The organism is Micromonospora sonneratiae (genome assembly GCF_042679305.1).
In the GTDB taxonomy this organism is placed as follows: domain Bacteria; phylum Actinomycetota; class Actinomycetes; order Mycobacteriales; family Micromonosporaceae; genus Micromonospora_H; species Micromonospora_H sonneratiae.
This window is the reverse complement of sequence record NZ_JBHTMP010000002.1, coordinates 55,394-72,233: the sequence shown is the minus strand read 5'-3', so window position 1 is coordinate 72,233 and position 16,840 is coordinate 55,394. Positions and strand designations below refer to the sequence as shown.

At 69.7% G+C, this 16,840-nt stretch carries 9 protein-coding genes and 1 pseudogene; 2 read left to right on the top strand and 8 right to left on the bottom strand.

From position 1 onward, the window contains the following. Nucleotides 1-183: 183 nt before the first annotated feature. Nucleotides 184-2,208 carry a glycosyltransferase gene (locus ACFQ4H_RS02215; RefSeq protein WP_377566338.1) on the bottom strand — a complete coding sequence of 675 codons (2,025 nt, stop codon included), beginning with the start codon at nt 2,206-2,208 and terminating at the stop codon, nt 184-186. 376 nt (nt 2,209-2,584) lie between these two features. Between ACFQ4H_RS02215 and ACFQ4H_RS02210 the strand changes: the two genes are divergently transcribed. Continuing rightward, nucleotides 2,585-4,222: a glycosyltransferase family 2 protein gene (locus ACFQ4H_RS02210; RefSeq protein WP_377566336.1), complete on the top strand. Its 1,638-nt coding sequence runs from the start codon at nt 2,585-2,587 to the stop codon at nt 4,220-4,222. 111 nt (nt 4,223-4,333) lie between these two features. Here the strand turns inward: ACFQ4H_RS02210 and ACFQ4H_RS02205 are convergent, their stop codons facing one another. From ACFQ4H_RS02205 to ACFQ4H_RS02180, 6 genes and pseudogenes are all read right to left on the bottom strand, one after another. Continuing rightward, a complete protein-coding gene (locus ACFQ4H_RS02205) occupies nt 4,334-6,661 on the bottom strand; it encodes a glycosyltransferase (protein WP_377566334.1) in 2,328 nt (775 codons plus the stop codon). Nucleotides 6,662-6,676: 15 nt separating this feature from the next. Beyond that, complete coding sequence (locus ACFQ4H_RS02200) at nt 6,677-8,863, bottom strand: bifunctional glycosyltransferase/CDP-glycerol:glycerophosphate glycerophosphotransferase (protein ID WP_377566332.1); 2,187 nt, start codon at nt 8,861-8,863, stop codon at nt 6,677-6,679. A 134-nt stretch (nt 8,864-8,997) separates the two neighbouring features. Beyond that, nucleotides 8,998-10,941 (bottom strand): annotated as a pseudogene (locus ACFQ4H_RS02195) (DUF5941 domain-containing protein); the annotation flags it as partial. Continuing rightward, a complete protein-coding gene (locus ACFQ4H_RS02190; protein WP_377566330.1) occupies nt 10,938-11,684 on the bottom strand; it encodes an ABC transporter ATP-binding protein in 747 nt (248 codons plus the stop codon). The gene ACFQ4H_RS02190 and the pseudogene ACFQ4H_RS02195, both read right to left, overlap by 4 nt. Beyond that, nucleotides 11,684-12,511 carry an ABC transporter permease gene (locus tag ACFQ4H_RS02185; protein ID WP_377566328.1) on the bottom strand — a complete coding sequence of 276 codons (828 nt, stop codon included), beginning with the start codon at nt 12,509-12,511 and terminating at the stop codon, nt 11,684-11,686. Before ACFQ4H_RS02185 ends, ACFQ4H_RS02190 begins: the two co-directional genes overlap by 1 nt. 187 nt (nt 12,512-12,698) lie before the next feature. Beyond that, nucleotides 12,699-14,153 carry an L-serine ammonia-lyase gene (locus ACFQ4H_RS02180; RefSeq protein ID WP_377566326.1) on the bottom strand — a complete coding sequence of 485 codons (1,455 nt, stop codon included), beginning with the start codon at nt 14,151-14,153 and terminating at the stop codon, nt 12,699-12,701. 238 nt (nt 14,154-14,391) lie between these two features. Here ACFQ4H_RS02180 and ACFQ4H_RS02175 point away from each other — a divergent pair, with 238 nt between their 5' ends. Continuing rightward, nucleotides 14,392-14,592, top strand: coding sequence for a PspC domain-containing protein (locus ACFQ4H_RS02175; RefSeq protein ID WP_377566324.1), 201 nt, complete (start codon nt 14,392-14,394; stop codon nt 14,590-14,592). Nucleotides 14,593-14,651: 59 nt separating this feature from the next. Here ACFQ4H_RS02175 and ACFQ4H_RS02170 read toward each other — a convergent pair whose 3' ends face one another. After that, nucleotides 14,652-16,571, bottom strand: coding sequence for an arabinofuranosyltransferase (locus ACFQ4H_RS02170; RefSeq protein WP_377566322.1), 1,920 nt, complete (start codon nt 16,569-16,571; stop codon nt 14,652-14,654). Nucleotides 16,572-16,840: the final 269 nt, after the last annotated feature.

The following is a 16,840-nucleotide window of genomic DNA, read 5'->3' as shown; positions in this document are numbered from 1 at the left end:
GCAGCCGAACCACCCCGGACAGCCGCCGCCGTCCACCCGGTGGACCGGCCCACTCGACGTACCAGGCTGGCGTCCGGACAGACGCCGGCCTGGGCGGGGTCGCGATGCCGAGCACCACGGGTGAAGACGACGCTCTCCGGGGTGAGGTCCGGAATCTCCGGGGTGAGGTCCGGAAGGTGGGCCTCAGGCTCCGAACTCGGTGCGTCCGGCCGGTAGCGAGCCGGCCAGCGACACGGCGGACGAACCGGTGCCGCCGATCAGGAACGCATCGCCGGGCCGTCCACTGGATGCGGGTGCGGTGCCGAACTCGTAGTGCCGGGGCAGCCCGGTCCACTGCACCCCGGTGCCCCGGAGGAAGTACTCCGACCCGGGATCCCAGGTGTGGCCATCCGATCGCCGGTGGTAGACGTAGCCGAGCGGGTGGGTCCGGTAGATCAACCCACCGGACCGCCGGATCCGGTCGATCAGACCACGGTCGATGGAGCGGGACACCGGCCGCCAGCCCCCGACCTGTTCCAGGTCACCCCGACTGATCAGCATCGTGCCGCCGGCCACCACCGAGACGTAGACCTCGGTGCGGCCGACGTCGCGGCGTACCGTCGTGTCCAGCGCCTGGAGATAGACGAACTCGGCACCCTTGCCGACCAGCGCCGCACCGGAGTGGTGCCGGGCCAGGACCAGGTCCCAGACGTGCTCCGGGCCGTAGGTGTCGTCGTCGTCGAACTTGGTCACCAGGGTGCCCCGCGACCTGGCGGTGGCCACCCCGATCGCCTCACCGAAGCCGTGCCCGGCGGGCAGGGAAACCAGCTCGATCGGGCGTGGTGACCGGGCGACCCGGGCCTGCAACGACGGGGACGGTTCCACCCCGTGCAGGCAGAGCACGATCTCCAGATTCGGGTAGGTCTGCGCCTCGATGGCGTCCAGCACGTCGAAGATGTACTCGAACCGCTTGGTGACCAGCACGACGCTCACCGAGGGCGGCTCGGCCAGCGCGGGGAAGGCCGCCGAGGCCAGCCGGGGCAGCACCAGACCGGTGGCGTGCTGACGCATCGCCGCCCGCCGCTGCGCCACCGTACGGATCTCCCACTCCAGGTCCCCCTTTGCCTGGTCGGGCAGGGGTGCGGTGACCAGGTCCCGTACCTCGTCGGCCAGGTAGGCCGAGACGGCCGGCGGCAGGTCCGGCACGTGCACCAGGACACCGCTCAGCACCAGGTGGACCAGGAAGGCAGCTTCCTCGATCGGATACCTGGCCGGTACGGCGGCGCAGTGCACCGTCCCGATCTCGTCCAGTGCCGCCCGCGCCTCCGGCGACAGCCAGGGCCGGTCGATCCGGCCGGAGCAGAGCACCCCCTTGGGACCGGTGATCTGCCAGCCCCGTCCGTCGGCCGTGTTGGTGAAGGCGAGTTGGGCGCGACCGGCCGACGGACCGAATGGTCCGTAGCGGCCACCCACCGTGACGTGTTCGAGATCGACCAGTACGGTCTCCGGTCGGGCCCCGAAGCCGGCACCGTACGCGTCGGCGGCGAGAATCGTGCCGTAGTCGACGGCGGAAGCGGCCTGCTCCGCCTCGGCGGGCTGGTCCGGCTCGACCGGTGGCTGCGGCGCGCCCGTGGCGGTGAGCACGATGTCGTACGGCCGGACGTCCTCGTTCGGGGTCAGCGCACCGGTGACCACGGCGTCGTTCTGCGCGGTACCGAGCCAGTCCGGAATCACGTCCTGGGCGGTGATGTCCGCGCTGGCCGGATGGGGCATCGGGCGGACCGGGGTCAGCAACGGAAGGACCGCGGTGATGACCTTGCGAAGCTGCCGGGGCCATTCCAGCCCGATCTCCACGACCGCCCGCCCCTGACCCACCCGGGGCAGCCGGAGCCGGTGGAAGAGCACGTGGGTGAGCGGGCCGAGCCGTCCCGACCAGCCGCCCTGCGGGATGGACCAGGACTCGACGATGATCGACACCCGGGTGACCTCGACCAGTGACGCCGGGTCGGTCAGCAGGTGTCGCAACCAGTCGACCGACTGGGCCGCCACCACCATCCGATAGACCCGGTCACCGGGTCGTGGCCCGGACCTGCGGGACCCCTGAGCGGGCACCTGGGTCACCCCCGCGCCCAACAGGCTGACCGGGCCGCGGCGACGCCACCGGCCGTTCCGGTCGCCGACGACCACCCGCCAGCGGAGGTACCTCTGCGTCGTGTCCTGGCTCGACAACCCGATCCCTCTCTACGTCTGGTGCTGACCATCGCCGCGATGCCGCGCCCGTCGGGAACGCGGTGCCGCGCCCGTCGGGAGATGTGACCGTCGCGAAGATCTGACCGTGCAGGCTCCAGCCCGTGCCCGTCAGGTGTCCGGGCACAGTTTTCCCAAGCCCGTGCCCGTCAGGTGTCCGGGTACGGGAGTGGCGCTCCAAGCCTACGTGTCGACATTTACCACCGGGCCGACCACACCGCCCAGCGCCCAGCCAACTCCCGGGCCGGGAGTTTCGGCGTGGCCACCGGTCGGCCGGTGAGCGTACCCGCCATGTCCGGCCGTACCTTGCCTCAGCACCGACCAGGCATTCGCCAGACCTCTCGATACACTGTGTTTCGTGTCGAGCTGGAATAGCGCCGCCGTATCGGGAACGTACTCTGAGCAGATCAGGCTGTTCCGTAACGACTGGAGCCGGCTCACACCCCCCGAAATCGGGCAGTGGCGGCCGACCAGGTCCGTTTCGGTGATCGTCGCCGCCTACAACTGCCAGGAGAAGCTCGACCTCACCCTGGCCTCGCTGAGCCACCAGACCTACCCGGCCGAACTGCTCGAGGTGGTCGTGGTCGACGACGGCAGCGAACCGCCGATCGAGCTGCCGAAGATCCGTCCCGCCAACTGCCGGCTCGTCCGGACCTCCGACCACTCCACCGGCTGGGGCAGCGCCAGTGCCCGGCATGTCGGAGCGATTGTCAGCACCGGGGAGATCCTGCACTGGCTGGACTCCGACATGGTCGTCTTCCCACAGCACATCGAGGCCCAGGTCCGCTGGCACCACGTCTGCGACGAGGCGGTCACCCTGGGCTACAAGCGGTTCGTCGGCAACGGCTGGTCCACGCCGGAGGAGATCTCCGAGCACTGCGCCGCCGGCACCATCGACACGCTCTTCCGGATCGAGGACACCGAGCCCCACGAGTACATCGAAAAGCTGATCAACGACAGCGGCCAACTCCGGCAGGGTGACCACCTCAACTTCCGTGCCCACGTCAGCGCCACCGCCGCGCTGCCCCGGTCGCTCTACGAGGCGGCCGGGGGCTTCAACACCGACCTGCGGCTCGGCGAGGACACCGAGTTCGGTTACCGGCTGGCCCAGGCCGGTGCCGTCTTCGTCCCCGAACCCCTGGCGGGAAGCTGGCACATGGGCGCATCGCACATGATGACCAAGGGCGACGCGCTACGGCGGTACAACCATCCGCACCTCGCCGACCTGATGCCCCAACCCCGCTACCTGCGCCCGTCGGCCAACCGTTCCTGGGCGGTTCCGCTGGTCACCGCGGTCGTCCCGGCCGACGGCAGCCTCGAACTCGTCCGTACCTGCGTGGACCGGCTGCTGGCCAGCGACCAGACCGACCTACGGGTCAAGCTGGTCGCCAACTGGGGCGAGATCACCGACCACCGTCGGAAGATCCTGGAAGATCCGATCCTCGACCGCCGGCTGCTGGCCGCCACCTACCGCTCGGAGCCCCGGGTCGACATGGTGGAGTCCGCCCCGGTCAGCGCCTTCCCGTCGCCCTACCTGCTCCAGATCCCGTCCCGCCTGGGCGTCGACGTCAACACCGTACGGCGGCTGCTACAGGTCGCCGACGAGTGGCAGGTCGGCCTAGTCCGCCTGCTGCCCGTAGGGGCCAAGTCACCACACGAGGCGCTGGCCCTGTGGCGTACCTCCGCGGTCAGCCGGGCACTGCGGGTGCAACGCCCCGGCGAGCCGCTGGACCGGGTGGTCACCGAGGTGGCCGGGGAACGTTGGGTCAGCGGTGACGACTTCAGCGTCGTGGACCTGACCTCACTGCCGGAGAAGGCACTGGTCTCCCCCAAGCCGCGCCTGGTCCAGGCCGGCAGGAAGCAGGGACAGACCGTGACCGGGAACACCATCCCGGTCGGCGGCATCCGGTCCCTGGCCAACGCCACCCGCTTCGTCGCCCGGCGGTACGCCGGCGGGGCCGCCCGCGAGGTAAAGCGGCGCATGCATCGCTCCTGAGCTGTACGTCCGAGCCGTACGTCCGTCGCTCCTGAGCCGTACGTCCGTCGCTCCTGAGCTGCGTATCGACTCGTCGACGCGCAGCTCTTCGACACCCCGCCGCCGGCCGGGTCAGCGTCGGCCGACGGTCGGTCCCATCCGCAGGGTCTCGCGACCGCGTTCCGGCAGCAGCTCCAGCCGCCGATGGCGTACCTCCACGTCCCGGGGCAACGCACGCCGGGCCACGGTGTCGAAGGGCAGGTCGAGTGCTGCGGTGTCGGCATCCCGCCGGTACAGCGGCAGCCAGTCCCCGTCGGGCGGCGCGGCCTCGCCGACCAGTGGAATCCGTACCGTCCACCGACCGTCGGCCACCTCGGCCAGCACCTCGATGTCGGCCGGCGGGACCTCGGACGGATCGTTGCCCTCCCGTCGCCGCAGCGCGATCCGCAGCTCTCCCCAACCTGGCTGTCCCGCCGGCAGGTCCCCGGTGAACGACAGCACCCCGTCGGTAAGGTCCGCCCCGTCGACCACCGGACCGGGGGGCAGGGCGCGCAGCCACAGCACCTCGTCGTCCGCCGGCCGGGCCACCAGTTCCACCTCGTCGACGACATGCCGTACGCCGGGGTAGTCGGCCGGGACGGGCAGGTCCTGCGTCGTACCGTTGGCGTCGGCGAGGGCCACCCGCCAGGCCGCCCCGGCCTCCCCGACCAGCACCGGCCGCCCGCCCAGGCCGCTGCCGGCGACCAGGTCGGCCAGGGGAATACGGGCCGACCAGGTCGAACCGTGCTCCGGCAGGTCCACCGGATACGACCGCCACACCACACCCGACACCCGGGTGAGCCGCAGCATCGCCGTTGCCGGGCGGGTCGACGCCCCGCCCTCGATCAGGAACGCGTCGCCGTCGATCCGGGTCGAGGTGATCCAGTACGGCGGGCGTTCCACGCGTAGGCGCAACTGGCCGGACCGTACGAACGGCACGACCCGCACCCCGTCGGCGACCCACCTGGCCGGCAGCGCCGGTCGGGCCTCCCCCTGCCCCAGGATCCGCCGCTGGGGACGGCTGGCCCCGAACAGCGCCACGTTGAAGGTCCACTCGCCCGTCCGCCAACCGTCCCGGCCACGCAGCCGTGCCGGATCGACGAGCACCGAGAAGCCGGCCCAGCCGTACGGCACGGAACTCGGCCCCTGTGCGACGTGGCGGGGACGGGTCGGCAACGGCACCATCCGCCGTCGACCGGCGTTCTCCCGCAGCCACAGCATGCGCACCGACTGCCAGGGCCGGTCCGCTCCCCGTACCACGTCGTAGGCCAGCCCGCGCACGTGCAGCCGGCCGCCCGTCCAGCGGGCCTCGTGCACCTCGGTACGGATACCCTCCGGCGCCTGGAAGAGGTGGCGCGGTGCCGCCGGGTGCTGGTCGTCGAGCAGTGGCAGCTGTACGTAGTGGCCCCGGCCCCGGCGGACCAGGGGTGGGGTGGCACCGTTACGGCCGGCGGCCACGACCGCGACCAGCTCGGACAGGGCCCGGGCCATTGCCAGCCGCCAGGCGATGCGCAACCGGGGCACCAGCCGGTCGATCACCCGTTCGTCGACCCGACTGAGGAAGTCGGCGGTCAGGTCGAGGAACCGCACCCGGTAGGCGTGATCGACGTCGGGCAGCAGGTCGAGGAACATCCGCAGATCGCTCTGTAGCGCGGTCTCGTCGTACCAGTCCTTGAGCTTGCGGTCGCCGTAGCTGGCCAGCGACCGGCTGGCGCTGTCCACGGCGGCGAACCGGTCGACCAGGTTGCGCACCTCGGTCTGGCGCTGGCTGATCGACGCCTCGCCGGCCTCCCGCTGCCGCCAGTAGTAGACCGGCAGGTCGATGACGTCGACGGCCTCCGCCAACGCGTACGCCGGGATGGTGACCGGGATGTCCTCGTAGCGCACGCCCTCCGGGAACCGCAGGCCGTGCTGTTCCCAGAACGATCGGCGGAACACCTTGTTGCAGGCCAGCCGGTCGTACACCAGGTTGCGCTGGTCGCTGAGCTTGATGTGCAGCCTGGTGTCCCGGTGGGTGCCCCGGTGCAGCGGCGACTGGCGCAGCCCACGTGAGGTCATCAGCGCGACGTTGCCGGAGGCGAAGTCGGAGCCGGTCTGCTCCAACGCGCCGACCAGGACCTCCAGGGCGTACGGCGGCAGTACGTCGTCGCTGTCCACAAAGGTCAGATAGTCGCCGGTGCCGAAGTCGATGCCCACGTTCCGGGCCGCGCCCAGTCCCCGGTTGGGTTGACGGATCAACCGGAACCGGGGATCACCGGCCACCTGTTGCTGTGCCAGCGCGGCGCTGCCGTCCGTCGACCCGTCGTCGACCAGGATGATGTCCAGGTCCGGATACGTCTGGCCGGCCAGCGAGGCAAGGCATTCGGGCAGGTAGCGTTCGACGTTGTAGATCGGCACGACGACGGTGATGACCGACCCCATACCTGCCCCCATCTGCTAGCCGGACTCGCCGAGGAACACCTTTCGGACGACCCGCTCCGCCGACCGGCCGTCGGCCAGCGCACAGAACTTACGCCGGAACTGGGCACGGGCCTTTGCCGCGGCGTCGTTGTCGACGGCCCCGGTGCGGAACAGATCCAGCAGGTCCGGGAAGGTCGTGACGACCGCCCCGGGCGGCTCGGTGGTGACGTCGAAGTAGACGCCCCGCACGAGCCGGTAAGCCTGCCAGTCAGGAGCGTAGACGACGATCGGGCGGTCCAGGATGGCGTAGTCGAACATGACTGACGAATAGTCGGTGACCAGCACGTCAGCGGCCAGATAGAGCTCCTCCACGCTCGGGTACGCCGAGACGTCCCGGGCCCGGTCGGCCAGTCGGGCGGTTCCCGGTGCGTGGGCCCGGTCGTGGAAGTAGTGGCTGCGCATCAGCAGTCGCCCGTTCGGACCGATCGCGTCGAGCAGTTCGGTCGGCTCGAACGGCGGGTGGTAGCCGGGGTGGTGCTCCCGGTGGGTCGGCGCGTAGAGCACGACCCGATCCTCAGGGGCGAGGCCCAGCTTGGCCCGGATCCGGGCGACGTCCTCAGCGGTGGCGGTGGCCAACTGGTCGTTACGGGGATAGCCGGTCTCCAGCGTCTCGTACCGGCACGGGTAGGCCCGCTCCCACATCTGGGTGGTGAAGGTGTTGGCGGTGATGCTGTAGTCCCACCGGTCGGCCCGGCGCATCTGGCCGGCGAAGTCGTCGTCCTGCACGCCTCCCGGGTAGGCCTGCTGGTCCAGGCCCATCACCTTCAGCGGTGTGCCGTGGTGGGTCATCACGTGCACCGACCCGGGCCGCTTGACCACGTTGTTGGGCCAGTTCACATTGTTGATCAACCACTTGGCGCGGGCCAACGTACGGTAGTAGCGCAGCGAACCGGCCACCACGTGGTCGACCCCGGGCGGGATCGTGCCGACCCGGTCCCGGCGGACCACGAAGACCCCCCGTACGCCGGGCGACAACTCCCGGGCCTTGTCGTAGATCGCGGCCGGGTTGCAGGCGTAGCCGCGGTACCAGTAGGCGGCGTACACCGCGAGGGACTGGTCCATCGGCAGTCGCAACTGCAACCGGTAGTAGCTGCGGAAGACCGCCTCGCGGGCCAGCCGGACCGTCGAGCGCGCGGTACGAATTCCGCGCCCGGCAACCGCGCGGGCGACCTTGCGGCCGGTTTCGGCGACCCGGAAGCCGAGACGCAGCGCCTGGAACATCCCGTTACGACCATCGGCGACCAGCCGGTGCTTCAGGCCCTCCGACCCGCCCGGTACGGGGTAGCCACCCGGGGGCAGGTAGCGGCGATAGTGCCGGGTCATCTCGGCGAAGAACCGGCCGCGCAGCTCCGGGGGCATCCGTTCGTCGTTGCCCCGCACGATCAGGAAATGCCAGATCATCCGGCGGAACAGCAGTTTGCGCAACTGCTCCGCCCCGGGCCGGGAGTCGTCGAAGGTGTCGAAGACCTGGGCCCAGTTCGGGAAGATCGCGAAGTGGCCGTCGCCGGCCGTACGGGTCGCGGCCCCGGCCCGGCGCTGCCGGTAGTAGACGCAGATCCGGTCCAGCAGGGTGATCCGCTCGGTGGCCATCAGCAGCCCGTAGGTGAACGGGACATCCTCGTACCAGCCGGAGCGGAACTTGAAGTTGAGCCGGTCCAGCAGGTCACGTCGGATGACCTTGTTCCACGGGACGTGCAGGATGTCGATGGCCGTGGGCCAGTCGCGCAGCGCGAAGACCGTTGGCGCCTCGTGAAACCTGGGACCGATCACGCTGGGATCGACCAGGTTGTCCCAGTAGACCCGGGCGTGGTCGACGATCAGCACCTCGGCGTCGGTCTCCCGGAGGCGGTCGGCCACCGCCCGTACCGCCCCGTCGGCCAGCCAGTCGTCGCTGTCGAGGAACCAGACGTACCTGCCGGTTGCCTCGGCGACACCCCGGTTACGGGCCGGTCCCTGCCCCTCGTTCTGGTCGAGTGTGATGACCCGCAGCCGGGCGTCGTGAGCGGCGTACTCCGCGAGGATCTCGCCACTGCTGTCCGGCGAGCAGTCGTCGATCGCGATCACTTCGAGATCGGTGAACGACTGGTTGAGGATCGAGTCCAGGCACTCCCGCAGGTAGCCCTGCACCCCGTAGACCGGCACGACAAAGCTGATCAGGGTCATGTGTTCCGTTCCTCGGCTGCCCCGGGGGTCGCCGCTGCCTCTCGTCGGTCTGCCACGTCTGGCGGACCTATCCGGTTATCGGGCACTTTGACACTATCGTCGGAGCGTCGCCGGCTGCCAACCGAGACCGAGGTCCAGCCACCGACCGCATTCACGGCGAACACCAGGAAGAGGTACGCGGCAAGCTCTCCCGTACCGATGGCCGCCAGACTCCCGGCCCCCACCACGACCGCAGCGGTCAGGAACGCCAGCCGCCCGTCCCAACCGAGCCCGAACGAGTGCAGCAGTGGCGGACGTTCCCGCTTCTCCAACCGGGCGGTCAGGTCGTAGTGGTGCAGGGCCAGGACGAACAGCAGCGCGAAGGTCACCGGCGACGGCACGTCGGCGATCACACCGACGGCGATGACGAACAGGTACTCGGCGGCCCGTAGCGCCGCCGGCACCAGCCAGTCCAGCGCGCCGGTGTGCGGCCTGGCGGCCGGCAGTCCGGCCAGCAGCACGACCAGCACCACGCCGATCAGCCACCAGCGCAGGTCGGCCACCCGAAAACCGGCGACGCCCGCCCCGAGCAGTGCGGCGCTGGCGATGGCCGCCAGGACGGCGAGGATCAGTGGTCCCGGGAGACCGGGCAGCCGGCGACCGGCCAGGGCCAGCCAGCTGGCCAACGGACCGTCGTCGCGGTAGAGCGTGGTGTCGACCGTGTCGAGCACGGAGACCCGCATCGACCGGGCCCGCAGGGTACGCAGCGCGCCGGTGTACGCGAACGCCAGCGCTCCCCAGGCCAGCACCGCGACCAGGGCGACCAGCGGGTTGAACAGGGCCACGGCCAGCGCGATCAGCGCCCACCGCTCACCGATCGGGAAGACCACGGTGCGTTTGAGCCAGTACGACAGCGAGCCGGTGTCGGCCTGCACCCGGGTCGAGGCCTGGCTGAGCCGGGCACCGAGCCCGCCCGCTGCAGCAGCCGGTTTCGGGCGGCGGGCCGCCTCGTCGTGGAGTGCGCCGTACCAGGTGTCGGTCATGTGCCGCACGGTCTGGAGGGTGATCGCCGCGATCGCCAGCGGCCAGCCCCAGCCGTCGGCCAGCCCGGACCGTTCGACCCCGACGGCCAGACCGGCGTAGACCACGTACTCCTTGGCCCGGTCGGCCATGGTGTCCAGCCACCCGCCCCAGGCGCTGAACTGCCGGGTGTACCGGGCCAACTGACCGTCGACGCAGTCGAGCACAAAGCCGAGGTAGAGCAGGATCGCACCGGCCACCAGCGCGGGCCGGCCGCCGTATCCGAACAGTGCCGCCGCTGCCACGGCGAAGAGCACCGAGATCGCGGTCACTCCGGTCGGTCCGAGACCGATCCGGGCGGCCAGCCGGGTCACGTACGGCGACCAGGTGCTGACCGCGTACGTGGTGAAGAAGTCGTCCTTTTCCTTGACCGACAGCCGCAGTTCCGCCCGGTCCTCGTGGACCTCGGCAACGGCTGCCTCGGCGGCGAAGGCGGATGGCTGGTCGGCGACCCGGTGGGCGACCAGCAGGCGTACCCGGTGGGCGAAGATCCTGGTATCGGTCCGGGAGAAGGCGGCGAACAGCCGGTCCAGCGCGGTTGTGCCATCGGTCGTCCCGGCGGCCACCCGCGCGGCACCGGCCAACGCCGGCAGGTCCTCGACCCCGACCCGTAGCGCCCCGCCGAAGCTGCCGGTCGGTATGCCGTTCGCTGTTGCGGCGGAACCCGCCGCGACCACCTGCCCCCGGTCCTCGATCACGGCGGGCTGACCGGCTCCGGCGGGCTGGTCGGCTCCGGCGGGCGGGCTCGTGAGGATCAGGGCACCGGTCTGCCCCACCGGGCTGGTGGCCAGGTGCCGCAGCACGGCGGCGTGAGCGACCAGATCGTCACCGCACAGCAGCAGCGGTTCCCCGACGGTGTCCGCCAACTCCGCCAACTCGGCGAGATCGGCGGTCACCCGCACTTCGCGGGCACCGGCCCGGCGAAGTTGATCGGCGATCCGGTCGGCCAGCGGCTCCCCGCTGGCCAGCGTGAACGGTGCCGAGGCGGGGTCGGCTGGTAGCAGTACGGCCAGCGTCACGTCCGGACCACGTTGTTGTACGCGTCGAGCGCCTCACGCACCGTCCCGTCGATCTCCAACCGGCCGGCGTTGAAGTAGAGGCCACGCGTGCAGAACCGGGTGAGGTCGCCCTCGTTGTGCGAGACCAGCACCAGGGTGCGTCCCTCGGCCAACAGCCGCTCGATGGTGGCGTAGCACTTCTTCCGGAACTCGGCGTCACCAACCGCCATGACCTCGTCCATCAGCAGGATCGGGTGCTGTAGGTGGGAGATCACCGAGAAGCCCAGTCGGACCTTCATACCGGACGAGTAGTGCCGGACCGGGGTGTCGATGGCCCGTTCGACCTGTTCGCCGGCGAACGAGACGATCGCGTCGAAGTTCCGCTTGAGGTAGGCGGGGCTGAGGCCGTGCAGCGAGCCGACCAGGTGCACGTTCTCCCGGCCGGTGAGGTCGTTGGAGAACCCGGCGGAGAGCTCCAGCAGCGGCGCCACCGCGCCGTGCACCTTGATGTTGCCCTCGTCCGGGATCAGCACCCCGGCGACCAGTCGGAGCAGGGTGCTCTTGCCGGTGCCGTTCTTGCCGATGATGCCCATGGCGTCACCCGGCTGGATCTGGAAGGAGACGTTCCGCAGCGGCCAGAACTCCCCGGCGTTGGGGTGCCGTCCGCCCTTGTGGATGAACATCTCCCGCAGCCGCAACTGCCGACGGCGGTTGCGGACGAACCGGATGCCGAGGTTGTTCGCCTCGATGATGGGGTTGCCCACTACAGCTCCTTGAGTACGGCGGGTTCGAGCCGGCGGAACACCCACCAGCCCCCGACCAGCATCAGCAGGCTGCCGGCGACCGACACGGCCAGCAGCCGGGCGTCGGGGAACTCGCTCGGGTACCACACCGCGTGGTGCAGCTGGAAGATGCCAACCAACGGGTTGATCTCGTACGCCACCTTGACCCATTCGGGCATCGACGAGTCCCGAACCAGGCTGAGCGGGTAGATGATCGGGGTTGCGTAGAAGAGTACCCGGGTGACCAGTCGCATCAGCCGCTCCACGTCACGCATCAGCACATTGAGCGAGGAGAGCAGCAGCGCGACGCCGATCAGCAGCGCCGCCTGGATCAGCACCGCCAGGGGCAGCGCCAGCAGGGAGACACCGAAGCTGATCTTCCCCTGGACCGCGTAGACGATCGCCAGGACGGCGAGGATCGGCAGTCCGGCCAGGTACTCGGCGAAGCGACCGGCGACCCGACCGACCGGGAACACCTCTCGGGGCATCCGCATGGTCGTGATCAGCCGGGCCTGCCCGGTGAGGGCGTTGGTGGCCTCGCTGATCGCCGAGTTGGTCCACATCCAGGCGAAGATGCCCGTGATCAGAAAGAGCGGGTACGACTCCGCCGCGTCACCGAGGTGCCTGTTGGTGGCGTTCTGGTAGAGAAGGCCGAAGACGAAAAAGTAGATCGCGCCCATGCCGAGCGGCTCGATCAGTGACCAGAAGTAACCGAGAACCGACTGCTGATACTTGACCGCAAGGTCTCGTCTGACCAGCAACCGTAGTGAATTGCGATAGGACCACAACGCACCGACGCCAGACGTCACAGCCGCCTCCAGCTCAGGATTGGGTCAGACCACCAGCTGTTTGGTGACCTCTGTCGGGAACGGCCCCGCCGAAGCGCGGCCAAGGCGGCACACGCGTCGCGGCGGCTGACTCGCCGACGCGGGCCGCTGACGCGCCATAGGTTAGCAGTCAGTGAAGCACGGAAGTAAGCGCCCGAGGCGGCTACGCTCAGCACTCGATCACATTCACCGCGAGCCCACCGCGCGCGGTTTCCTTGTACTTGACCTTCATATCGGCACCGGTCTCGCGCATCGTCTTGATTACCTTGTCGAGGGAGACGGCGTGCACCCCGTCACCGCGTAGCGCCAGTCGGGCAGCGGTAATCGCCTTGATACTGGCCACGGCGTTGCGCTCGATGCACGGAATCTGCACCAGACCGCCCACCGGATCGCAGGTCAGGCCGAGATTGTGTTCCATACCGATCTCCGCGGCGTTCTCCACCTGGGCCGGGGTGCCCCCCATCGCCTCCGCCAGTCCGGCGGCGGCCATCGAGCAGGCCGACCCGACCTCCCCCTGGCAACCTACCTCCGCGCCGGAGATGGAGGCGTTCTCCTTGAAGAGCACCCCGATCGCCGCCGCAGCCAGCAGGAACCGGACGACTCCATCTTCCGACGCCGAGGGGACGAATCTGGTGTAGTAGTGCAAAACCGCCGGAATGATGCCGGCCGCGCCGTTCGTGGGCGCGGTCACCACCCGGCCGCCGGCGGCGTTCTCCTCGTTGACCGCGAGCGCGAAGAGGGTCACCCAGTCCATCACCCGGAGCGGATCACCGGCTCCCGTACCGACCCCGGCCGCACCCGGAGCGTCCGGTCCGGCCGCACCGCCGACATCCAGCCGGTCGGCACTCCAGAGATCCGGCCCGGTGTCCGCCTCCAGGCTGCGCCGCAGTTCCGCCGCGCGCCGCCGTACCCGCAGCCCACCCGGAAGCACCCCGTCGCGCTCACAGCCGCGCTCGACGCACTCCCGCATCACCCGCCAGATCTCCAGCAGGCCGGCCCGGACATCGGCTTCGCTACGCCGGGAGAGTTCGTTGGCCAGCATCACGTCGCTGATCGACAGACCGGCATCGGTCGCCATGCTCAGCAGTTCCACCCCGGTCGAGAACGGGAACCGTACCCGGGTGGTGTCCGGCTTGATCCGGTCGGCACCGGCCGCCGCCTCGTCCACCACGAACCCGCCACCCACCGAGTAGTAGGTACGGCTGCGTACCTCGCCGCCGAGCCGGTCGTACGCGGCAAAGATCATCCCATTGGGATGGAAGGGCAACGATCGGCGCCGGTGCAGCATCAGGTCACGGTCCGCGTCGAAGTCGATCACGTGCGTACCGAGCAGGGCGATCCGGCCGGTGGTCCGGACCTCGCCGACCAGATCGGCGACCCGGTCGGTGTCGACCGTCTCCGGCAGCTCACCAGCGAGCCCGAGCAGCACCGCACGGTCGCTGCCGTGACCGTGTCCGGTGGCCCCCAGGGACCCGAAGAGCTCGGCCCGGACCCGGACCGTGTCGGTGAGCAGGCCATCGGCCTTCAACCCGGCCACGAAGGTACGGGCGGCCCGCATCGGCCCCACCGTATGCGAACTGGACGGGCCGATCCCCACGGTGAAAAGGTCAAACACGCTGATCATCAGTGCGCCTCCTTGCCGTCGTGGTCGGGCCCCGGGCTCTACGCCGGACCGGCCTGGCGGCTGCCGACCGGCGAGCCTACCGGCTGGTGCCCTGACTGACATTGTCGCTCGATGTTCCGGGTAGGCACCTACGGGTAACGGGGCGACGAATCCCCCTGCCGTCGGAGGGCGCAGCGACCAGCCGCTCCTAACGTGGATTGCAGGTGCGGCGGGATGCCGCAGAGTTGGGAGAGATGTCATGAGCCGCAAACTGGTACGCCCCCGTGATGGCCGGATGATCGCCGGGGTCTGCGTCGGGCTGGCCCGACGCTTCGGTATGTCCACCGGTCTGGTGCGGCTGCTCTTCCTGCTCTCCCTGCTGATTCCCGGCAGCCAGGTGATCATCTACCTGGCGTTGTGGATCATCATGCCGAACGAGGACCGTTATCTGTCCGCATAGGTTCGGTGGCCCAGCGGTGATCGGACCGCTGGGCCACCCCGGCCCTGGTGCCGGTCGCGCTAGCGTCGAATCACCACCACGATGTTCCGTGGCAGGTCGTCCACGATCGTCCAGTGCTCGGCCGAGAACTGCTCCCGCTTGAACCGGTTGTCCCGCCACGCCCAGCCGTCCTCCCGCTTGGAGAGGACGAAGACGTCGATGGGCCCGAACTTGGTGTTGGCCGACGCCTCGGCGAAGGCGGCCGGATCGGTGATACCCGCCAGGCGCTTGACCTCGGCATGCCGTTCCTTGCCGTGCGACAGCGTGCTGTTGACGACCGGATCGACCCCGGTGTAGCCGGGCCACGGCACGAAGGCGAAGAGCCGTTCGTCGACCGACAGCGTGACCGGCTGCGGATTCGGCCCCAGCTCCTTCTCGACCGCCTGGCGGATCGGAGTCATCGGGAACCAACCCCGCCGCCCCTCCTTCGGGGCGTGCTCGGAGTAGCCGCCGCCCGGCAACGGCTCAAGGTGCGTCGACGCGGAGTACTTGGTCGTGCCCGGCATCCAGTCCAGGTTGCTGGGCATCCACTGCAACGTGATGGTCGTGCTGACCCAGGCGAGAACCACCGCCAGCAACGCGGAGGCGGCCAGCCGGGGCGGGGTGAGCCGCAGCCGCCGCAGCGCGATCGGAACGACGTGGGCCAGGACCAGCACCCCGGCGATGGTGAAGAGGATCCCGAACAGTCGGGAGGTGTAGTGCAGGAAGCTCTCGTGCCCGGACGCGACGAACCGGAGCATCGCCACCAGCCGGTAGGCGTAGACCGCGATGATCATTACCAGGATCGGCCGGGCCCACCAGGTCGAACGCCACAGCCACACCAGGCCGACCAGCCCGACGAGCTGTAGAAGGCCGATCGGCGTAGTGGACAGGAACGGGAACAGTTCCGTGTTGCTCGACGTGAAGACGTAGAGGTCGTGGACCTGTTCACCGCCGATGGTCGCGACGCCCCAGAGGAACGGGACCACGTACCAGGAGGAGACCACGAAGGCGACGGCCGCGATGAGCCCCAACCGGCGCAGGTAGGCCCACCGGTCCGGCTCGGTACGCCAGGCGTACACGATGAGCGCGAGAATGCCGAAGATGGCATAGACGACCCAGGCCTGGTAGGTGATCGCAATGAAGCCGCCGATCAGACCGGCCGCCAGCCAGTGCATCCGGTTCCGGGGCGGACGGGCGAAGACCTCAAGCAGCCAGGGCACGAAGATCCCGAGGGTGAGCACCTCGTACGGCTTGCGCGGATCGACCCAGGTCACCAGTGCCAGGGCCGTGATCGCCAGGGCGATCCAACTGTTGAACAGCCGCCGCCACAGGATGAAGGGAACGAGTACGGCGAGGGCGACGAAGAGCACCTGGAAGTCGGCCAGCAACTGCCACGCCGGTATGTCGAGGAGCACCGAGGTCCGGCCGATCAGCCACATGTAGAACGGCGGGTACTCCGACGGCAGCGACGGGACCAGGGTGTCCGAGCTCGCGATCGTGGTGGTGTAGCGGGTTGCGCCAGCGGCGATGCGGCCCGCGTCCCCGGTCAGCCCGCCGTACCCGAAGGGCGTCCCTTCGAGGCCGGTACGGAACATCAACACGCACCAGGCAGCCGCCAGGCCGGCGGCCAGGCCCGCGACCACCTCGCCCGACCAGCGGGCGGCCATGACGAACAACGCGGCGATCAGACACAGGGCCGCCGCGATCGGGAAGGCCGCCGCCCGGGTGGTGAAGGGATCCAACCCGGCCAGTTTGGGCAGGAAGAAGGCCACCGGAACGGCCACCAGACTGGTGGCCACCGCGACCGTACTCGCGTTGATCCACCGTCCCGCCAACCCGAGGCGCTTACCGGGCTGTGGCGCTACCTCGGTCCCGCCGGCACCGGAGCCGGACTGGGCCCGATGGTCCTCGCCCGCGGCCCCGTTCTCGGCGAGCGGGACGTTGAGCGTTTGCCTCACGGCAGGATTTCCCACTGTTTCTCCCGGCATCGATCCCCGGCTTTCCGGCCACGACCAGACATTCACGGTGCACTACATCCGGGCTCGGCAGAGGCGCACGATACCCGAGCGTTGGCTAGCATCTCTCGGCGTCACTGTAACTTGACGATTCGCACCGCCCAGCGTTCGGGGGAGCGGAACCACCATTAATACCGCCCCGGCTTCCAGCCGCCGCTGTCAGGGTTTCGGCCCGGGCCGTAACCGGTCGCCTACCACACACACACCACGGG

Excerpts from the sequence above, each read along its gene's own strand:
- ACFQ4H_RS02200 (WP_377566332.1), bottom strand. The coding sequence starts at position 8,863 with ATGACCCTGATCAGCTTTGTCGTGCCGGTCTACGGGGTGCAGGGCTAC.
- ACFQ4H_RS02205 (WP_377566334.1), bottom strand. The coding sequence starts at position 6,661 with ATGGGGTCGGTCATCACCGTCGTCGTGCCGATCTACAACGTCGAACGC.
- ACFQ4H_RS02175 (WP_377566324.1), top strand. The coding sequence starts at position 14,392 with ATGAGCCGCAAACTGGTACGCCCCCGTGATGGCCGGATGATCGCCGGG.
- ACFQ4H_RS02180 (WP_377566326.1), bottom strand. The coding sequence starts at position 14,153 with ATGATCAGCGTGTTTGACCTTTTCACCGTGGGGATCGGCCCGTCCAGT.